This window comes from Streptococcus sp. V728, from assembly GCF_052077995.1.
In the GTDB taxonomy this organism is placed as follows: Bacteria; Bacillota; Bacilli; order Lactobacillales; family Streptococcaceae; genus Streptococcus; species Streptococcus infantis_B.
In genome coordinates this window covers 1-15,394 of sequence record NZ_JBQJJH010000002.1, presented here as the reverse complement: position 1 = coordinate 15,394, position 15,394 = coordinate 1, and the positions used below count along the sequence as shown (strand labels likewise).

Below are 15,394 nucleotides of genomic sequence, written 5' to 3'. Positions count from 1 at the left end.
TTTCTTTTTTATATTTATTTTGTTAATGAGTCCAAAAATGCATAGAGTTTAGCATTCATTTCTCGATAATCGTAATCACGAATGTCTTGAGGGTTTTGAACAAAGGTCAATTTTGAACTTTGTTCTTTTAAAACTTCTTCACCATCTGCAGCGATCAAGAGATCAACTGCTTCTGAATCAAATTCTAAGTGATTTTGGAAGGCATAGTGTTTAGGACTGAAGCGAATAATCTGACGTGGACACCCTTGACTGGTCGCAAGAACAACAATATCCTCTGTCAATCCCGGCATATCGCCATGCCAGTGTCCTGTATTTAGAGTCGGTCCAATAACTTTGACATGTTCATCTTTTAAAGCAGCTTCAGTAAGCGTTATTGGATAAACCCCAATCTCACGTTCTGGACTGTGCTCATACTTTGCACCATAGGCAACAGATAAGAGCTGGGCACCAAGACAGACCCCAACAATATAACGATCTGACTTGATGGCTTTTTGAATCAACTGGATCTCTGCCTGAGGATCGTAGTATGGAAAAGCTTCCCTATCTTCATCTGGTGATTGAGGTCCTCCCATGACTATCAAAAAGTCAATATCATCCACTGACTCAGGTAGGGTTTCATTCTCATAGACTTTTGTCGTGGTCACCTGATGGCCACGCTCCTGCGCCCATTTTAGATAAGCGCCCGGTACTTCAAATGTTTCATGCAGTACAAAATGTACCTTCATTGTTTCTCCTCCCATCTCTTTCGAATCACGTAAGACAGACTAGCTGCAAGTACAAGCGGGATAGTCAAATTCCAATTTTGGCCTGTAAATCCAAGGCTCAGGGTAATGGCTGTCAGAGGGGCTTTTAAGGTCGTCCCTAAAAAGACGGTCGCTCCTAGTAACATCCCTAGAGCAGGATCCAGATGAATCCCAACTACAGTCAAAAGCAAGGTCACTAGATAGCCAGATCCAATCCCTAAGGCAAATGATGGTGTCAAGGTTCCCCCATAAGCACCATTGCGCAAGAGGAGATAAACCAGAAGCCCCTTCACTACAAGAGTCAGTGGAAGATAAGGAATCGACTGGCTAGACAAGAGGGCTTGCGCTAGTACCTGGCTATTTCCCATAAAGATAGGGAAAAAGGCTACTAGGCTCCCCAGCACTAGAAAGGCTAGAGGAAGAGCCCAAAGAATCGTCCTATCCTTCCGCCGTTTGTGACTAGCCCGCTTTGCGAGGAAAGCAAAGACCAAAGCCAAGGGAGTGACCAAGAAAGCAATCACAATAGCCTGTAAGAAGCCGCTAGCCGACCATGAGACTGCGGACAGGTGATAAACAGCCTCCTGACCAACGATGGACTGAGCGACCCAGGTTGCCAGATAAGTACTGGTCAAAACCAGTAGAAAGTTCTGCCAACTGAAGGCGAGCCCTAAGGTCTCAAAGACGAACAAGCTACTGGCAAAGGGAACCTGATAGACGGCAGCCAAACCAGCTCCAGCACCACAGGCGATCAAGACTTTTCGCTCTTTGAGGGCTAGTGAGAATCCCTTCGCCAAGCGACCAGCTAGAAGAGCCCCGACCTCACGTGGGGCTCCTTCTTTTCCGACCGATGCGCCTGCTCCAACAATTGCCACCTGCATCCCTGAATGAAGGAGGTGTGCGAAGAGCGCTGGTTCCCTGTCTCCAGCTAAGTCAATTTGCTGGCGAATAGACAGGATCTGATAACGCTTTTGCAGGACATACCAGAAGCCAGCTGCCAAGCACCCAGTCACACATAAGATCAAAAATCTACGGATACCTCCAGCTTCTTGAAATTGCTGGAGCAAATCGGAACTAGCTTGGTCAAAAGCCAGCTCTTGCACCCCTTCTAGTAGATAATGACAGGCAATTCCGACCAGGCCCGTCCCAATCCCTAATGATAAGGTGGCTAGAAGCAACCTCAGTCCGTAGGGCAGATTTTGGAGTCGTACTTTCATTGGATTAGAGTTCAGCAAGAATCGCTTTTAGCAATCCTTTGAAGTCGCCTTTGACGCGCTCTGTCACTTCCACTACTTCTTCGTGGTTGAGCTCTTCTTGGAAACCAGCCGCAAAGTTGGTAATACATGAAATACCAAGAACCTTCAAGCCAGAATGCGCTGCAATGATGACTTCCGGAACAGTTGACATTCCGACAGCATCTGCACCAAGAGTCTTAAACGCACGGATTTCAGCTGGAGTTTCATAAGTAGGACCTGTCACACCGATATAAACCCCATCATCCAATTTGATACCCAATTTGTCTGCTACTTGATGAGCTGTCTCACGGTATTCAGGTGTGTAAGCTTTCGACATATCTGGGAAACGTGGACCAAAATCATCCAAGTTTTCACCGATCAATGGGTTTTGACCAGTCATGTTGATGTGGTCTGTGATAGCCATCAAAGTACCAGGACCAAAGCCGATACCACCGGCAGCGTTGGTAACAAGAACCCCTTCACAGCCCAAAACTTTCATGACACGAACTGGGAAAGTCACCACTTCTAGTGGGTTTCCTTCGTAGAAGTGGAAACGTCCTTGAAGGGCTAAAACCTTTCGTCCCGCAAGGTCACCGTAGACCAATTTACCAGCATGGCCGACAACCGTTGAACGACCCCAGTTTGGAATTTCAGAGTAGTCTACTACGACGGCATTTTCGATTTCTTCAGCCAGTTCTCCAAGACCTGATCCAAGGATCAAGCCAAACTCAGGTGCTTCCATTCCTTTACCTTTCAAAAAAGCAGCTGTTTCATTGATTTTTGCTAATAATGTCATTGCATATCTCCTTTATGTTTTCCTTAAAAATTGGCCAATTTTGTCAAAGGTATTCGCGTTACGAATAGTAATTTTGCGATAAAAAGGCAGCTTCAGCAGTTGCTTGTGATAGGCTGTTTTAGCGTAGGTTTCTTCTGACAATTTACCCCAGAAAACCGCTACTTTGCCAAAGTAAAGCACTTCATTTCTTAGCTTCAAAACACGCAACTTCTCTTCTACGGATTCCCTATCTAAGACCTCGGTATAAAAGAGAACATCCTTTCGAGCCATTTCTTGGAACCACCAAGCAGGGAGAGTTCTAAGCTCCTCTTCATAGTCTTCTTGAGATACCAAGGAAAAACTTTTGATAAATGGATAATGCACTTCAAAGAAGCCCTGCAGACTCTCAACTAAGAGAGTTCTAGCCTTACTGCTATCAAAGAAAATGTTGCCACTATTAATGTAAGTTTCAACATTTTCTAATCCCAACTCTGCCAATTCCTGACGTAGTTGAGCCATCACTACCTTATTCTTTCCACCAACATTGATTCCTCTTACGAGAAGAGCGTAGCGAGTCATCTTAAACTAATTGATCTAGGAAGCTCTTACCAATCATGGCAGTTTCAACGCCAAAGTTATCAGCAATAGTTGCTGAGATATCAGCGAAGTTTCCGACTGGAATTAGACCACTTCCTTTAAAGGATGGGCTGTATGCCAAGAGTGGGATATATTCACGAGTATGGTCAGTACCAGCATAGGTTGGATCGTTCCCATGGTCAGCAGTAATCAAAAGAAGATCATCTTCTCTCATGGCTGCCATAATTTCTGGTAAGCGCTTATCAAACTCATGCAAGCAATCACGGTAACCATGAGGATCGCGACGGTGACCATAAAGGGCATCGAAGTCTACCAAGTTTGTGAATGAGAAACCTTCTTTAAAGTCTTCAGATTTCATAGCTTTAATCAAATTATCAATACCATGGCTGTTAGATTTATTATGTCCCATGTCATTGTTGATACCAGCACCGTTAAAGATATCATTAATCTTACCAACCGCATAAGTATCAATACCGGCTTCATTCAATTTGTCCAAAACAGTTGGCGCAAATGGTGATACAGCCAAGTCACGACGATTGGCAGTACGTGTGAAGTTTCCTGGCTCCCCAACGTATGGGCGAGCAATGATACGACCAAGAAGAGCTGGACGCTCTAAAGTAATCGAACGAGCGTATTCGCAAATACGGTACAATTCATCCAAAGGAATGATGTCTTCGTGGGCTGCAATTTGAAGAACTGGGTCAGCTGAAGTATAGATAATCAACTCACCAGTTTCCATTTGGCGTGGTCCGAAATCATCAATAACAGCTGTACCAGAATAAGGCTTGTTAGCTTCACGAATAACCTTACGGCCTGAAAATTCTTCAATTTTTGTGATAATTTCTTCAGGGAATCCATTCCAGAAAGTATCAAATGGTTCAGTGATATTAAGCCCCATGATTTCCCAGTGACCAGTCATGGTATCTTTCCCGAGAGAAACTTCTTCTAACTTAGTCGCATAACCAGTAGGGTTGCTTTCAGCTGGAACAGTCTTCAATGGTGTTTCACGAGGGATGTTTCCAAGACCAAGTTTTGCCATGTTTGGTACATCCAAACCTACAGCTTTTGAAATGTGTCCAAGTGTGTCTGCAGCCCCGTCTGGCACTCCTGCATTGACAAAGTTATTAGCATCTGGCGCTGCACCAATCCCTACAGAATCCAATACTACCAAGTGAATACGATTAAATTTTGTCATAGTGTGTCTCCTTATTGTTTTAATTATTTTGCTTTTGTTGAAGTTAAAATCTGAACGCCATTTTGTCCAGCAACGATGACCTTATCCACCATTTGGTTAAACAAGCCGTGCTCAACGACACCAACGACGTGGTCTAACTCTTTCCCAAAAGCTGTTGGTTCTTCAATCACTTTCAAGTCTAAATCAATGATAAAGTTCTGCATATCTGTCACAAAACGTTGGCCGTCCTTTTCACGGAAGCTCGGTTTATAGCCAGCACGCTCAAATCGACGAAAGACTTGTTCGGCACCGTACTGAACAACCTCTACTGGCAATTTAAAAGCACCCAGTTTCTCGACCAGTTTGCTCTCATCAACGACCCAGATGTATTCTTTTGATGGAGTTGCGACAACCTTTTCCATGAAAAGGGCACCACCACCACCTTTGATGCCATTAAACTGACTATCTACTTCATCCGCACCATCCACGGTCAGATCTACAAAATCCACTTGGTCAATCGACTTAAGAGGAATCTGGAGGCCTTCTGCCTGTTTGCTGGTTACACTAGAAGTCGTTACAGCTGTAATCTGTAAACCTTCTTCTTTGATACGACGACCTATTTCTTCGACGAAATAGTAGGCAGTGGAGCCAGTCCCAAGTCCGACAACCATACCATTTTTGACGAACTCGGCAGCCTTAATCCCTGCCATTTTTTTCAGATTTTCCACTTATATACCTCCAAATAGAGCTACTTCTATTATATCATGAATACGCTTCAAATTCATCCAAATATCAGAAAAACCCGAACATTTTATTTCGGGTTTTTGATGCTTATTTAACCATATCAGGGTCGTAGTCATAAAATCCAGTATCAAGGAAACGATTTTTAGGATGTAGCTTACGAACTTCTTCATCTAGCAAAAAGGCTTGGTCATGTGTGAAGTTCCCTTCTTGAATCAAGTTGCGAGCTTGGACAAAGAGTTTGGCAATTTCTACAAAATTTTGGCCAGGTGTATAAAGGCCTTCAAGCTTCCAATGAGTGAAGCCATGTTCTACCAACTCAGTCAACTTGGTCATCAAATCAAGGTCATTATTCGCAAAGATATGAGTTCCATGATTGTCTTCAAAAATAGAATAATGGCTCTCTGGGTCACTTGGCTCAGCCAAGAACAAGTCACGTTGACGAGATTTTTCATCATCAATCTGTGTGAAATTGTAGTAGTTTTGCAAGAGCGGACGCTTCGAATGGTGGATAACACTAGCACCGTATACCAAGACTTCAGCAGGAATTTCTAAAATTTCAGGCATTTTGAAAAGTTCTGCAGATGGGATTTCACGCGCCAAAACTGCTTCTGACGCTCCTGCTTTTTGTCCCCAGAAATTAATCTGACGACTGCTAGTGACCATTGTTGACGCATCATAAATGGTTTTAAAAGAATAGCCATCACGGTTGACCACATAAAATACCCCTGCATCCCCAACAGTAATGTAGTCCGTCTTGATTTCCTCTAGAAAGTCCAAGAATGGCTTGATACGGTCCATCATATCTTGGTGCATGAGGGCATTGACCGCAACGATTAATTCCTTTCCTGCATCATGAACGATTTTTGCGATTTCACGCAATTCTTCATGACTAAATGTTGTCGGCAAACGAAGTCCAAAATCTTTTTCACCGACATAAATGCGATCGACACCAGCCTCGAGTAGCTGTTTTACTTGTTCAATACTTTCAGCAGTTGCTGTAATGATAATCTTTTCCATAGACAAAATTATACCACATTTCAAAAAAATCAGCTATATAGAAAAGTGAGTCTTATGATGCGAAATTTCAAAAAAGTGAACTGCATCAATGGCAGTTCACTTTTTCGTATTATACTTGTGTCTTTTCAACAAGTCGTCCATCATCCATAACATAAACACGGTCAACCTTATCCAGCAAGCGAGTATCATGCGTAATCATGACAACTCCCCTGCCTTGCTCATGGGCAATTGAAGCCAGCATATCTGTAACCTGGTAAGCACGCTGTGTATCTAGGCTAGCTGTTGGCTCATCTGCAAGTACAATACTCGGATTATTGTATAGAGCTCTAGCAATTGCAGCTCGTTGCCGTTCTCCACCTGAGAGAGCTTTGGGATAGTGGTTTTGAACCTTGTCCAAATCCAACAGACTGAACAACTCTTGTCGGTTACTTTTTATAGATTTCTTTTTATCCAAACGGTCAATTAAATCTAATTGCTCCTTGACTGTTAAAAAGGGAATCAGATTTGAAGCCTGGAGGATAAAGCCAAATTCACTAAAGCGCAAATCCGTTTTTTCTTTTTCGGTTAGGTTTCCAGTCTCTTTTCCCTTTACCAGAATCTTGCCAGTTGAAACTTCCTGTAGTTGGCCTAGAGTCGTTAAAAAGGTTGTTTTGCCCGACCCAGAAGGCCCCACAATCGCTACAAACTCACCAGCATTCAGCTGAAAATTGGTCTCATGAAGAGCTGTCACTTTCATATTGCCTTCGCCATAAGTTTTTGTCACTTGAATCATCTCAATTAATCTAGTCATGTCATTCTCCTTATCATTCTGCAATGGCCGTAATTGGATCTACTTTTAGCAGACGAGGAAGCGAAATGACGCCACCTAGAAGAGCCATTAAGCAGATGATCAGGCTTAACACAAAGTATGCTAACCAACTAGGATAGAAAAAGAAGGTTGCAGGTAAGACTAAAATGACAGCCCAAATGGCTAGTAAGGCCAATCCGATACCCAAAGCAGATAAAAGAAAAATCTGACAGAAAAGGGACCAAACGATGGATTTTATCTGAATTCCTTGTGCTCGCATAATACCATAGAGGCCTAATTTTTGAATGGTAATGATATAAATAAAAATCCCTACAATCAGACCCGTTATGACTATCATTGCTAGAATCATTCCTGAGAATACATTGACCTGAGGTGTATAACCAGGAATTTTTGAAATCATTTTTTGAATAGAAATCTGCTTCAAGCCATCACCAGTCACTTCTACATCATTTTGCAATACCAATGCAGAGATAGAGCGATTGGCTTTTGTTGTTCCTTGTAAATCCCAATACGTTGTTAAGCTCGTAAAGACAACAGGTTCTGTGAAAAATTTATTTTCTTTTGTCAAACCTACAATCTTAAAACTTGTCTCACTCCCGTTGAGTTGAATTGCGTCCCCAAGTTTGATGCCATAATTTTCAAAAGACTGATCCACTACAACTTCTTGGTCATTTTCTGGGTAATGCCCTTCAATCAAGGACGGAGAGATAAAACTGTCCCACTCTTGACCGAAAATAGAGACATTCAACTTGTCACTACTATCGACAAGGTTTGTCACCGCAAACATATAGCTTAGAGGAACAGCATCCTCAGACACTTTATCTTTGTAGTCTTTTTCAGGTATAAAGGATGCAGTCAAATTGTCATTTGCATAATCGGATAGAACAACTCCTGTTGCTTGCCAATTATCGATAGCAGCCCTATTATTTCGAACAAGCCCAAGAGCCAAGCTGGTCATAAAAAAGACCATAAAAGCAATGAGAAAAATGGTAGTTAGAATTAAACTGTATCTCAGTTTATTCTGTAAAATTTCTTTGATAGCAAGATACATGCCAATCTCCTTTAAGTATTCTGTTGTCGAGGGAACAAATCTCCTCTTCACCATAGCACTAAAGATAGAAAACTATCTCGTCATGAACAACTAGAATCAATTTAAAAGAATCCTGTCCTTACTTCAAAATTGAATTTATTTGCATCTGTGTATGATTTTTATTCGTTTCAACTATCAAATTTCCCCTCGTTGAAATAAGAGAAAAATAATAAAGTTTAAACGGTTTACTCATCCTATCATTTTCCCATCAGCATGTCAAGAAAACTGAAATTGCCCTTGATAACAGATTTTATGCAATTTGTAACAATCCTGTAATAATTCTCTCTTTAAAAAGTGATAAAATAGTAATGTATTGTTAAGGAGAGAAATATGCCCGCTAGAAAATTACACCCGTATGAGTTAGAACAAGAAAGTGTAAAAACCGCTCAATTCCAAGAATATGTTCCAGAAAGTGCTTCTGTCGCTAGCGTAAAGGAAGTCCTATTTTTTGTGAACATTGCTTGCTTCTGCGTCTTTTTAGCTATCTTTAGCTTTTTGTTCTTATCACTAAAAGTCAATACTGTTTTATCATTTGCTTTGGCTATCGGCCTTAGTCTTGTAGCATTGCAATTTCAGCGTACGTTTATCAAGAAAAAATTCAAATAAAAACCTTCGATAAATCGAAGGTTTTTTTATTTATTTTTACGTTTTGATGGAGTTGAGATAGCTATCTTGACTTCAAAGATGGTTCCATTTGGTTTGTTGTCCTTAACGTTGATAGTTCCCTTAAGGGCATCAACGATTTGCTTGGCTAATGACAAACCAAGACCAAAACCTCCCTTTTGACGTGTACGTGCCTTATCAACACGATAAAATCGGTCAAAGATTTTCTTTTTATCTGCTGCAGAAATCCCGATTCCATTATCTGCTACTGTTAAATATAGACTGCGTTCCGTCGTTGAAATCTCAAAATATATATCTCCTTCTTCTTCCGTATACTTGACAGCATTGTCAAACAGAATGGTCATCAACTGCTTGAGGAGAAGTTTATCTGTAATAATGGTTCGATGCACACGGTTTTCGAAACGAAAGACACGATCATTTTCAGATGCAATCATTTCATAGTTGGTAAAGATTGTATTAAAGAAGTCGGGCTCGACTTCTCCAAGCTCCGGCTTAATCCCGTCATCTCTACGCGCTAAATTGAGCAAATTCGTCGTTAGGAATCTCATGTTTCGAACTTCTTCCAAACTCGAAGCAATGCTCTCACTAGACTCCATAATAGTCGCTTCTGGTTTTCTAAAAAGTGTTTCCAGACGATTTTGAAGAACTGCTAGTGGAGTGCGTAATTCATGACTGGCATTTTCCACAAAGCTCTGCTGCTTTTGCATACTTTCGAGTAGGGGCTTAACACTGACACGAGCAAGATAGAGACTGGCTAAGATAGATAGAATCCAGAAGCTTGCCATGACCACCACAATTAACTGCTCGTGATTTTGACTAATCTGCTCTAGTTGGCTAGTGTTTACCAAGATTGCAGCATACTTGATATTAGTCGAAACCGAATCAATATTCATTTCCGTCAGGACAACACGGTAAACCTCATCCTGACCATAGCTATTGACAATATGAAGTTGGCGAATATGGTTTAAATCCTTTTTATTGAAGGTTATCCTATCTAATCCTAAAAAGCGATTTCCAGTCACTAATTGATTCAGATTTGAATCCAGCAAAATGACTTCCGTATTGGAGCTAATTGTGACTCTTTTATCCGGATTTGTGGTGACATTTCCACCGTTTATATCCTTTACATCTTCTGTTGCACGATTGACTGCCAATTGAATAATATCCTGAGGATTATTGCTAAGCGCTATAAGTTTCTCATCTACAGACGTGTAAAGACTGGAGTGCATAACCTGCAGGATAATCAAGGTCATTGCAGAGAAAATCAGTGTAAAAACTCCAAAATTACGGATAAAGTAGCTGAAATCCTCTGCGTACCAATTCTTTTTTAACTTATTAAACATGTTTTAAAATATACCCAACACTACGCAAGGTTTGGAGATTTTCAGCAAAGGCTGTCCCCTTTAATTTCTTACGAACTTTTGATACATAAACTTCTACTACTGAAATAGTCGTATCACTATCAAATCCCCATAGACGGTCAAAAATCTGTGTCTTAGGTAGGATAACATTTTGGTTTTGGAGGAAATAGACCAAGAGTTCAAATTCCTTACCGAGTAACTCAACAGAGCTATCATGAACCTTAACTTCATTTGTAGAGAGGTTGACTGTCAAGTCGCCATATGAAAGAGTATTTTCGTTAAATTTTCCAGAACGTTTGAGGAGGGCTTGGATACGCATCTTGAGTTCTTCTAAATAGAAAGGTTTTGTTAGATAATCGTCTGCCCCAAGTTCAAATCCATGTCCTTTGTCATCGATACTTTCCTTTGCTGTCATGATGAGAACAGGAGTCGAAATACCTTTTTCACGCAATTCTTTCAAGACTTGGAATCCATTTTTCTCAGGCAACATCAAGTCCAATAGAATCAAATCATACACGCCACTTTCAGCCTCATAAAGACCTTCTTCTCCATCAAAAACCTGCATGACATCAGCAAAATCATCCAAAAAATCAAAGACTGAATTTGACAGGCCTAGGTCATCTTCCACTAATAGAATTTTGATCATCAAAAATTCCTCCTTATTAAGCTTATTATAACAAAAATATCTTAAAAAAAACTCAACTTTCCTTGTTTTTCTAGGAAAAAGTTGAGTTTTTATCATCTATTTAGACTTGAATGTGTTAAGCCTTGCTATATTGTGCAACTGCTGCTTCAACGGCTGCTTTTTCACGCTTAATCAATTCAACGCGAGCTGCGATATCCTTGATACCCATGCGGATATTACGGCTAAGGGCTAGGTCAGATACTTGTGGCTCGAAGAAAGCTTTGTATTCTGCCAAGCGTTCTTCCGTCTTAAAGACGTTAGAAGGGTAGATGACAAATCGATCAAAGCTCATATCACCACCAAGAGCTCCCTTAACCCAATCCCAGTTTTCACGCGCCCATGTCCAAGCAGTTTCTTGAGTAGCCTTGTGTCCAAGGAAGTGGAGGTACCACAATGCCAGGTCTTGTGGTTTGACGATAAATTTATCCTTCCAAGTTGCAAGAAGCGTTTGGATATTTTCAGCGTCTGTGCTGTATGATAGGGCTGCAGCTAACTGACGTTTAAAGACTGCATCTGTAGCATGAGTATATAAGTCGAGGTAAAGAGCTACCAAGTCTTTAGTCTCATGTTGTTTCATTTCATTGATGAGAACTTGTGAACGAATAGCTGCTGGAAGACCTGCAAGATTGTCCTTGTGAGCTGCAAAGATTTGACTTGCGACTTGGCTCGCTTCCTCATCATTTGAGCGAATCATCATTGAGATTGTCAATTGACGAACCAATTCGTCCTCATCTGCTTCTCCATCTTTTGCTTCAAATCCAAGGCGATTATAGTTGTAACGAGCAAGTTTCGCAACAAGTGCTTTAAAGGCTTTCTCAGTCTCAGTTCCTTCATCGATAAAGCGTTCAAGAGCTGAAATAACTTGAGAAACTGCTGCAACAACTAGGTAAGATTCTTCTTGTGCCAATTGATCTACAACCGGAAGCAAGTCCGCAAATGAAATGTGACCAGCTTCAGCCAACAAACGACGTTCTTGGACGATTTGAAGTTTACTTGTATTATCAAGTTCTACTAATTCTGAAAGGATAGCATCCAGCAACTCACCTTGATAATCTGTAATGTAGTGGGCTGTATTTTCTGTGTTTAGTCGAAGGGCTGTTTTGTTCTCAGCAAGCAAAGCAGCATAGCCAGGAATCTCGATACTTTCAGTTTCAAGAGTATCTGGCAAACCTTTCCAGTTACTGTTAAGTGGTACTACCCATAGACGGTTCTTATCTTCGTGCTCACCGATGAAGAATTGTTTTTGTGAAATCTTCAAGACATCATTTTCAACCTTGACAGTCAATACTGGATAACCAGGTTGCTCCAACCAAGAATCCATAAAGGCTGCTACGTCGCGACCTGATGCTTGACCAAGAGCATTCCATAGGTCACGACCAATAGTATTTCCATATTGGTGTTTTTCAAAGTAGGCATGCAATCCTTTCGCAAAATCGGTATCTCCTAGCCAACGACGAAGCATATGCATGAGACGGCTACCCTTAGCATAAACGATTGCAGGGTCAAAGAGAGTATTGATTTCGTCTGGATGACTGACTTCTACGTGAACTGACTGAACACCGTCTGTCGCATCGCGTTTTAGAGCTGATGGGACACCACTTGTTTGGAAGTCCTCAAAGATATTCCAGCTTGGCTCGATGGCATCCACACAGACGTATTCCATCATGTTAGCGAAACTTTCATTGAGCCAAAGGTCATCCCACCACTTCATCGTTACAAGGTTACCGAACCATTGGTGAGCAAGTTCATGGGCAATGACAAGAGCTACTTGTTGACGGCTAGCAAAGGTAGAGTTTTCATCCACAACCAAGTAAACTTCACGGTAAGTGACAAGACCCCAGTTTTCCATAGCGCCTGCTGAGAAGTCAGGGAGAGCAATGTGGAGAGATTGAGGAATTGGATATTTGACTCCATAGTAGTCTTCGTAAAATTCGATCGAACGAACAGCGATGTCTAGTGAGAAGTCAAGGTTAGAGAGTGGGTGTGCTTTGGTTGAGTATACTCCTACAAGAGTACCGTTCTTAGTTGTAGCCGTAACTCCTTGCAAGTCTCCAGCCACAAAAGCGAGTAAGTATGAAGACATACGTGGAGTTGTCTCAAATTTCCAGATACCAGTTTCCTTGCGGTTTTCAACGTCAATCTCAGGCATGTTTGACAAGGCCAATTCGCCTTCTGCCTGGTCAAAACGAAGAGATAGGTCAAAAGTTGCTTTAGCTTCTGGCTCATCCACACATGGAAAGGCTTCGCGGGCAAAGTGGCTCTCAAACTGAGTTGACAAGACTTCCTTCTTAACCCCATCAACTGTGTAGTAAGATGGGTAGATTCCTGTCATGTTGTCTGTGATTTTACCTGAAAATGAAAGAACCAATTCAACTTGACCTGCCTGCGCAAGTTCGATATGAAGAGCTTCGTTTTCATTATCAACTGTAAATGGACGAGCCTGACCAGCTACTTTTACAGAAGCAATCTCCAAGTCTTTTTGGTGAAGGGAAATACGGTCGCTTTTAGCTTGACCAGTGATGGTTACTTTCCCTGAAAAAGTCTTGGTCTCGCGACTCAAGTCCAAAAATAAATCATAATGTTCAGGAACAAATTTTTCAATGTAATGTTCTACTGCTTGCATCATATTCTCCTATTCTAAATTTCTGAGCATGGGCTCTATTTCAAACATACCTATTTTATCATATTCTAAGTCAGAAAAAAGCTTTGAAAGTTCATTTATACAATTTTTGTCTTTATGAACTTAAATAATAAGAAAAAATTTTGTAAACGCCTAAATTTTCTATATTTCAAGCCTGTTTTGGTAGTTCATCAAAAAAAGCCAAAAAACACCAAAAATAATAGGAATTTTACATCTATTTCGTTGACTAATGAAGAGGTTAGTGCTAAAATTGGTTTGTTTGGTATATTAAATAATAAGGAGGACCAATGAAAAAATTATTTTTTGCTGTTTTTTCTGCGTTTGCGGCCCTTGCACTTCTAATTTCTATCGGTGCATATAGAACGCAAGCAAAAGAATTAACCAGCCAAGTGAAGATTTCTCAGCTTCAAGCTGAAGGGGATAAGATTTCTTATCACTGGGAAATTGATGGAGGTGTGGAAGTTGGAGATACATTCAAAATTTCCATGCCAGAAGATGTTAGTTTTGCGTCAAAAGTCTTTAGCTCAATGAAAAATGCTAGTGGCGAAGAGATTGCAACAGGACAAGTATCAGAAGATGGTAAGACTCTTACTATTACCTTCGTTAAAGGAGGAAATAAAGGAGCTTCAGGTAATGTATCTTTCTGGTATAAATGGGACAAAGAAAACACAACTGGTAAAGACCAGGACCGAACTCTTAAAGTTGGTTCAGAGTCTGTAATCGTAAAACGTTCTGGAACTGGACCAGTTCCAGTATTACTTCCAATCAAGAAGTACAACTCAGGTGGAATTGACCATACAACACTCCAGCATGCTCAAAAAATCTGGGGACCTCTGGGAATTCCAGACTGGAGAGACACTCTCACAGTAACAGATCCAGCTAAAGATGGTTTCTTATACTGGCATATCTCAGTCAATAGCGCAGTTGATAAAAAAGCACCAGCATCAGGAATCGTATTTACTGACCAAATGCCAAATCTACCAGCGCTTGACTTTAGCCGTCTAACATCAGCTAAAGGACAAGATGTTTCTCAATACTTCAAAGGTGGATACTACTTGCCTGCATCATTCGACTTAAAAGTTAACGGAAAAACTTTTGTAGTTGATGGAAAACCAATGGCAGGTCTTGGATTAGAACCATACATTGAGTGGACAGCCCGTGGATTTAAACTTGATTTGACTAAGATCAGCGACAAATTTAAAGTTGAATCTACTGACGAAATTACACTATCATACCAAACACTTCTACAACATGCTGATCGAATCAAGAGCGTAACAAACGTTGCTTCTCTAACAAGTGATCAACACAAAACTTCTGTTTCGAAAGAAAATAACTGGGTTAACAAAGCTGCTTCAGCAGATGCTCAAGTTTATAATAGTGACGAAACAACAGAAGCTCCTACTACGACTGTAGCTCCTACTACAACAGAAGCTCCTACTACAACAGAAGCTCCTACTACAACAGAAGCTCCTACTACGACTGTAGCTCCAACTACAACTGAAGCTCCTACTACAACTGAAGCTCCAACTACAACTGAAGCTCCTACTACAACTGAAGCTCCTACTACAACTGAAGCTCCAACTACAACTGAAGCTCCAACAACTACTGAAGCTCCAACAACTACTGAAGCTCCAACAACTACTGAGGCTCCAACAACTACTGAAGCTCCAACAACTACTGAAGCTCCAACAACTACTGAAGCTCCAACAACTACTGAAGCTCCAACAACTACTGAAGCTCCAACAACTACTGAAGCTCCAACAACTACTGAAGCTACAACAACTACTGAAGCTCCAACAACTACTGAAGCTCCAACAACTACTGAAGCTCCAACAACTACTGAAGCTCCAACAACTACTGAAGCTCCAACAACTACTGAAGCTCCAACAACTACTGAAGCTCC

Annotated in this window: 14 protein-coding genes; 2 read left to right on the top strand and 12 right to left on the bottom strand. The window is 41.0% G+C overall.

Annotated features, from left to right (window positions below):
* Positions 1-14: 14 nt before the first annotated feature.
* The 9 genes from ACTO1Y_RS01320 to ACTO1Y_RS01280 form a co-directional block, all read right to left on the bottom strand.
* On the bottom strand, positions 15-725 hold the full coding sequence (locus tag ACTO1Y_RS01320; RefSeq protein ID WP_441348069.1) for a type 1 glutamine amidotransferase: 711 nt from the start codon (positions 723-725) through the stop codon (positions 15-17).
* A complete protein-coding gene (locus tag ACTO1Y_RS01315) occupies positions 722-1,957 on the bottom strand; it encodes a chloride channel protein (protein WP_441348068.1) in 1,236 nt (411 codons plus the stop codon). Before ACTO1Y_RS01315 ends, ACTO1Y_RS01320 begins: the two co-directional genes overlap by 4 nt.
* A 4-nt stretch (positions 1,958-1,961) precedes the next feature.
* Positions 1,962-2,771, bottom strand: a complete 810-nt coding sequence (locus ACTO1Y_RS01310) for a purine-nucleoside phosphorylase (protein WP_441348067.1) — start codon at positions 2,769-2,771, stop codon at positions 1,962-1,964.
* A gap of 12 nt (positions 2,772-2,783) precedes the next feature.
* A complete protein-coding gene (locus ACTO1Y_RS01305) occupies positions 2,784-3,329 on the bottom strand; it encodes a DUF1697 domain-containing protein (protein WP_441348066.1) in 546 nt (181 codons plus the stop codon).
* A gap of 1 nt (position 3,330) precedes the next feature.
* Positions 3,331-4,542, bottom strand: coding sequence for a phosphopentomutase (locus tag ACTO1Y_RS01300; protein ID WP_441348065.1), 1,212 nt, complete (start codon positions 4,540-4,542; stop codon positions 3,331-3,333).
* Positions 4,543-4,565: 23 nt separating this feature from the next.
* A complete protein-coding gene (gene rpiA, locus ACTO1Y_RS01295) occupies positions 4,566-5,249 on the bottom strand; it encodes a ribose-5-phosphate isomerase RpiA (protein WP_441348064.1) in 684 nt (227 codons plus the stop codon).
* A gap of 103 nt (positions 5,250-5,352) precedes the next feature.
* The gene (locus ACTO1Y_RS01290; RefSeq protein ID WP_441348063.1) at positions 5,353-6,282 is read right to left on the bottom strand and encodes a peptidase U32 family protein; all 930 of its coding nucleotides are present in this window, start codon (positions 6,280-6,282) and stop codon (positions 5,353-5,355) included.
* Positions 6,283-6,391: 109 nt separating this feature from the next.
* A complete protein-coding gene (locus tag ACTO1Y_RS01285; protein ID WP_441348062.1) occupies positions 6,392-7,072 on the bottom strand; it encodes an ABC transporter ATP-binding protein in 681 nt (226 codons plus the stop codon).
* Between the two features lie 13 nt (positions 7,073-7,085).
* Positions 7,086-8,141, bottom strand: a complete 1,056-nt coding sequence (locus tag ACTO1Y_RS01280; RefSeq protein ID WP_441348061.1) for an ABC transporter permease — start codon at positions 8,139-8,141, stop codon at positions 7,086-7,088.
* 369 nt (positions 8,142-8,510) lie between these two features.
* Between ACTO1Y_RS01280 and ACTO1Y_RS01275 the strand changes: the two genes are divergently transcribed.
* A complete protein-coding gene (locus ACTO1Y_RS01275) occupies positions 8,511-8,786 on the top strand; it encodes a DUF3270 family protein (RefSeq protein WP_441348060.1) in 276 nt (91 codons plus the stop codon).
* A gap of 26 nt (positions 8,787-8,812) precedes the next feature.
* Here the strand turns inward: ACTO1Y_RS01275 and ACTO1Y_RS01270 are convergent, their stop codons facing one another.
* The 3 genes from ACTO1Y_RS01270 to ACTO1Y_RS01260 form a co-directional block, all read right to left on the bottom strand.
* On the bottom strand, positions 8,813-10,147 hold the full coding sequence (locus ACTO1Y_RS01270) for a sensor histidine kinase (RefSeq protein WP_441348059.1): 1,335 nt from the start codon (positions 10,145-10,147) through the stop codon (positions 8,813-8,815).
* Complete coding sequence (locus ACTO1Y_RS01265; protein ID WP_441348058.1) at positions 10,140-10,811, bottom strand: response regulator transcription factor; 672 nt, start codon at positions 10,809-10,811, stop codon at positions 10,140-10,142. The genes ACTO1Y_RS01270 and ACTO1Y_RS01265 overlap by 8 nt, the downstream gene beginning before the upstream one ends.
* A gap of 115 nt (positions 10,812-10,926) precedes the next feature.
* Entirely contained in the window at positions 10,927-13,473 is a 2,547-nt protein-coding gene (locus ACTO1Y_RS01260; protein WP_441348615.1) for a M1 family metallopeptidase, read from the bottom strand.
* Positions 13,474-13,778: 305 nt separating this feature from the next.
* Here ACTO1Y_RS01260 and ACTO1Y_RS01255 point away from each other — a divergent pair.
* Positions 13,779-15,394: Ig-like domain-containing protein (locus ACTO1Y_RS01255; RefSeq protein ID WP_441348057.1), on the top strand; the 1,616-nt coding region annotated here is incomplete at its 3' end.

Coding starts and splice junctions, on each gene's coding strand:
- ACTO1Y_RS01260 (WP_441348615.1), bottom strand. CDS start 13,473: ATGCAAGCAGTAGAACATTACATTGAAAAATTTGTTCCTGAACATTAT.
- ACTO1Y_RS01310 (WP_441348067.1), bottom strand. CDS start 2,771: ATGACATTATTAGCAAAAATCAATGAAACAGCTGCTTTTTTGAAAGGT.
- ACTO1Y_RS01320 (WP_441348069.1), bottom strand. CDS start 725: ATGAAGGTACATTTTGTACTGCATGAAACATTTGAAGTACCGGGCGCT.
- ACTO1Y_RS01280 (WP_441348061.1), bottom strand. CDS start 8,141: ATGTATCTTGCTATCAAAGAAATTTTACAGAATAAACTGAGATACAGT.
- ACTO1Y_RS01290 (WP_441348063.1), bottom strand. CDS start 6,282: ATGGAAAAGATTATCATTACAGCAACTGCTGAAAGTATTGAACAAGTA.
- ACTO1Y_RS01315 (WP_441348068.1), bottom strand. CDS start 1,957: ATGAAAGTACGACTCCAAAATCTGCCCTACGGACTGAGGTTGCTTCTA.
- ACTO1Y_RS01285 (WP_441348062.1), bottom strand. CDS start 7,072: ATGACTAGATTAATTGAGATGATTCAAGTGACAAAAACTTATGGCGAA.
- ACTO1Y_RS01300 (WP_441348065.1), bottom strand. CDS start 4,542: ATGACAAAATTTAATCGTATTCACTTGGTAGTATTGGATTCTGTAGGG.
- ACTO1Y_RS01265 (WP_441348058.1), bottom strand. CDS start 10,811: ATGATCAAAATTCTATTAGTGGAAGATGACCTAGGCCTGTCAAATTCA.
- ACTO1Y_RS01305 (WP_441348066.1), bottom strand. CDS start 3,329: ATGACTCGCTACGCTCTTCTCGTAAGAGGAATCAATGTTGGTGGAAAG.
- ACTO1Y_RS01270 (WP_441348059.1), bottom strand. CDS start 10,147: ATGTTTAATAAGTTAAAAAAGAATTGGTACGCAGAGGATTTCAGCTAC.
- ACTO1Y_RS01275 (WP_441348060.1), top strand. CDS start 8,511: ATGCCCGCTAGAAAATTACACCCGTATGAGTTAGAACAAGAAAGTGTA.